The 4633-nt window shown below is 40.1% G+C and carries 3 protein-coding genes; all 3 read left to right on the forward strand.

All coding sequences use genetic code 11. The features are described 5' to 3' along the window. Positions 1–16 precede the first annotated feature (16 nt). Positions 17–2512: a DEAD/DEAH box helicase gene (locus FJ218_10870; GenBank protein ID MBM4167403.1), complete on the forward strand. Its 2496-nt coding sequence runs from the start codon at positions 17–19 to the stop codon at positions 2510–2512. Between the two features lie 172 nt (positions 2513–2684). Then, on the forward strand, positions 2685–4094 hold the full coding sequence (locus tag FJ218_10875) for an SAM-dependent DNA methyltransferase (GenBank protein MBM4167404.1): 1410 nt from the start codon (positions 2685–2687) through the stop codon (positions 4092–4094). Continuing rightward, a partial coding sequence (locus FJ218_10880) for a restriction endonuclease subunit S (GenBank protein MBM4167405.1) occupies positions 4084–4633 on the forward strand: 550 nt, incomplete at its 3' end. The genes FJ218_10875 and FJ218_10880, both read left to right, overlap by 11 nt.

Consider the following 4633-nt stretch of genomic DNA (forward strand, 5'->3'; position numbering starts at 1 on the left):
AGATTATGCTTTATTTGTGAATGGAAAATTATTAGGAATCATTGAAGCAAAAAAAGTAGGCGTTGGTCCACAAAATGTTCTTGAACAAGCAAAGCGATATTCACGCGGAGTTACAAACGGCGTAGGAAACTGGAATGGTTTTCGTGTTCCGTTTCTCTTCTCGACAAACGGCGAGGTAATACACTTTATAGATATTCGCGATACAAAAAATACATCGAGAAAAATTTCTAACTTCTTTACGGTAGATGCGCTTGAAGAATTATTTTCCATAAATTTTCTCATCGAAGTTCCAATGGTAAAGGAACAACATGAAATTTACCGTATTCGTCCGTATCAACGCAACGCGATACGAGAGATAGAAAAAGCAATTGCAAACGGAAAACGTTCGATGCTCGTCGCTATGGCAACAGGAACAGGAAAAACATTTCTCACTGTTGCGCAGATATACCGCTTACTGAAATCAAAAACTGCGAAACGGGTTTTATTTCTTGTTGACCGTAAAGCATTAGCCGCGCAAGCAGTTCGAGAGTTTACTTCGTTCACAACACCAACTGGAAATAAATTCAATCAGGAATACGATGTTTTCAGCCAACGATTTCAAAAAGAAGATTTTGGCGACGATGTACCGTTTGACCCATCCGTGCTTCCTCATTCCTATCTCACATCCCCTAATGAATCACAAACGTTTGTTTATGTTTCTACAATTCAGCGAATGACAATAAATTTATTCGGTTGGGAAAACGCATTTCATCAAGAGAGAAACGACCCTGATGATGAAAGTGATGCGGAGAAAACCGATATTCCTATTCACGCATTCGATTTGATTATTGCTGATGAATGTCATCGCGGTTATACGGCAAAAGAAACGGCAATTTGGCGCGATGTGTTGGAATATTTTGATGCAATAAAAATTGGTTTAACAGCAACCCCTGCGCCGCATTCACTTTCCTTGTTTAATGAAGTGATTTTTCGGTACACAACGGATGAAGCAATCGAAGATGGATATCTTGTTGATTACGAAGCAATAAAAATACATTCCAATGTTCGCATCAACGGCGCATTTTTGAAAGAGGGAGAGCATATAGTTCGCGTTGACACAACGACGGGAAAAGAAACATACGACGAATTGGAAGACGAGCGCGAGTTTTCCTCGGAAGACATTGAACGACACATTACCGCGCCGGACAGTAATAAAAAAATCATTCACGAAATTGCGAAGTATGCCTACGAACATGAAAAAGAAACCGGACACTTTCCCAAAATATTGATTTTCGCAGTGAACGATTTGCCACACACATCGCACGCAGACCAACTGGTAACAATCTGCCGCGAAGAATTTCAACAAGGAGATAGTTTTGTTCAGAAAATAACGGGGAGCGCAAGCGTTGATAGACCGTTGCAAAAAATCCGTGAGTTTCGTAATCGCCCAACTCCAAAAGTTGTTGTAACCGTTGATATGCTTTCCACCGGCGTTGACATTCCGAGTTTAGAATTTATTGTTTTCTTGCGTCCGGTAAAATCGAGAATACTATGGGTGCAAATGTTAGGGAGAGGAACGCGACTTTGTTCTGAAATCAACAAAACGCATTTCAAAATTTTCGATTGCTTTGGCGGTACGCTTATCGAGTATTTCAAAAACACGACGGATTTTAAAATTGAGCCGCCGGAAAAAGAAGCGATTCCATTAGCGCAAGTAATTGAAAATATTTATCAAAACATTGATAGGAAATATTTTACTTCCATTCTCGTAAAACGGTTGCGGCGCATAGAAAAAGAAATGAGCGGCAATGCACGAATGCAATTTTCCGCGTATGTTCCCGAGGGCGATATAGGAAAATTTGCCGAGCAGGTAAAAGATAAAATCGCAAATGACTTTACGGAAACAATGAAACTGTTACGCGATAAAAAATTTCAAGACTTGCTGTTGAATTACGAACGAGCAAAAAGAACATTCATAAAAGCATTGGAAGTTGTAGATACGGTTACTTCCGAAATGCTTGTAGCAGAACAAAAACCGGAAGATTATCTTGTGTCGTTTTCAAAATTTGTGAGAGAAAACCCGGAACAAATTGAAGCAATAAAAATTCTTTTGGAACGTCCGAAAGAATGGAAAACCGATGCATTGAATGATTTGCGATTACAACTACAGAAAAAGAACTTTGGAGAAAAAGAATTACAACAAGCGCACAAACTTGTGTACAACAAAGCGCTTGCAGATATTATCTCGATGGTAAAACACGCCGCAAAGAACGAAGAGCCGCTCCTTTCTGCTGAAGAACGTGTTGATAAAGCATTGCAACGTATTACAAAAGGAAAAACTTTTTCCGAAGAACAGCAACACTGGCTTGGATATATTCGCAATCATCTCGTTGCAAACCTTACACTTGACATTGAAGATTTTACCATTGTGCCTGTTTTTGTGCATCGCGGTGGAATAAAAATTGCGCAGCGCGTATTTAACAACGAACTCGAAATATTTCTTTCAGAAATTAACTATGCAATGGCAGCGTAATTCGCGTAGGCCGAATTTCAATTCGACCTATTTTTCACGAACTGAAGTTAGCACAACACCACGAACTGAAGTTCGTGCTACACGTAACTCGAACTTCAGTTCGAGAAAATGTAATACAAACTTCAGTTTGTAAAACACACACACGAACTAACGTTCGTTCAACAACAATACTATGTCCGATATCGTAAATAAACTTTGGGGATATTGCCATACGCTTCGCCACGATGGCATTGATTACGGCGATTATATTGAACAACTCACGTATCTTCTTTTTCTCAAAATGGCAGACGAGAAAAACATTCACGTGCAGCAAGATTACAACTGGAATAGTTTGAAACAATGTTCCGGCACAGAGCTCACCGACCATTATTCCGAGATACTTCGTAAGTTGCGCGAATCGGATAATTATTTATTGCGCGATATTTTTTCCCAAGCAATGCCCCGTTTCAATAATCCTGTAAATTTGAAACGGCTCATTATAATGATTGACGAAGAAGATTGGTCTTCAATGGATGTGGACGTAAAAGGAGAAGCGTTTGAAGGATTATTGGAAAAAGCCGCAAGCGAAGGAAAGAAAGGCGCAGGACAATATTTTACTCCGCGCGCGCTCATCCGTTCGATTGTTCGCGTAATGAAACCAGACCCACACGTAAGTAATGACTTTACGATTTGCGACCCTGCGTGCGGCTCCGGCGGATTTCTTGTGCTTGCGTATGAATGGTTGATGAACGTAACCAAAGGCGCACTCGAACGAAACGTAATAAAACGCATCAAAGCAAAAACATATTTCGGGCAAGACCTTGTGCCGCGACCGAGACGGCTTGCGTTGATGAATCTTTTTTTGCACAACGTTGAGCCGCGCATTTATCTTGGCGATTCCATTTATGAACCCGATAAAGGCGAGCGATACAATGTTGTACTGACGAATCCTCCCTTTGGAACAAAAGGCGCAAACCAAGAGCCGACGCGCGATGACTTTACGATTGCAACGAGCAATAAACAACTTAATTTCGTTCAACACGTCGTCAACATTTTAAAACCCGGAGGACGTGCGGCAATGGTTTTACCCGACAATGTTTTGTTTGAAGATAAAGCCGCAGAAGTATTTGAAATACTGATGCAGGATTGCAACCTGCACACCATCTTGCGTTTGCCGAGAGGAACTTTTACTCCCTATGCACAAGGCGTAAAAGCCAATGTGATTTTTTTTCAGAAAGGTTTGCCAACAGAAAAAGTTTGGATTTACGATAACCGCAGCAACATTGAAGGCATTACCAAAAAAGACCGACCACTTACCGCCAAACATTTTGCAGAATTTGAAAAATGTTTTGGCACAGATGTAAATGGAAACAGCAAACGCAAAGACGAAGGAGAAAACGGAAGATTCCGTTGCTTCACTTTGGATGAAATAAAAAAACGCAACTACAAACTTGACATCACCTGGCTGAAAGACGAAAGCATTGAAGATGCAAACTCTTTACCCGAACCAAATGTATTAGCAACCGAAGCAATTACAGAATTGGAAACTGTTGTTGATGACCTTCGTGAAATCTTAACCCTGCTCGAAAGTAATGGAGAATAATATTCCTGCCAGTTGGGTTGAGTGTAGTTTGGGAGAAGTTTGTTCCAAACCTCAGTATGGATGGACATCAAAAGCCGGACAAACTGGTGAGATAAAATATTTGCGGACTACAGATATTTCAGATGGAGAATTGAATTGGAAAACTGTTCCGTTTTGTATTGAAGAACCAGGCGAGTCTGAAAAATTTCAGGTTAAGAAAAATGACATCTTAGTTTCAAGAGCAGGTTCAGTTGGTTTCAATTTCAGAATTAAAGAAGACATTCCTTTTAAAGCAGTGTTTGCTTCTTACTTAATTCGGTTCAAAGCATACGATGATGTAACAGCAAAATTGATTGATTATTTTTTGAAGTCAGAAAACTATTGGAAACAGATTTCTGATTTCACTTTGGGAATTGCAATTCCAAATGTCAATGCGACCAAACTTGAAGAATTAAAAATCCCACTCCCACCCCTTGCTGAGCAACACCGCATTGTAGCCAAATTAGATTCCCTCTTTGCAAAAACAGAAAGCAACAAACAGCGGCTTGAAAAAATCCCCA

The organism is Ignavibacteria bacterium (genome assembly GCA_016873775.1).
Lineage (GTDB): Bacteria > Bacteroidota > Ignavibacteria > UBA10030 > F1-140-MAGs086 > JAGXRH01.

Coding starts and splice junctions, on each gene's coding strand:
- FJ218_10875 (MBM4167404.1), top strand. CDS start 2,685: ATGTCCGATATCGTAAATAAACTTTGGGGATATTGCCATACGCTTCGC.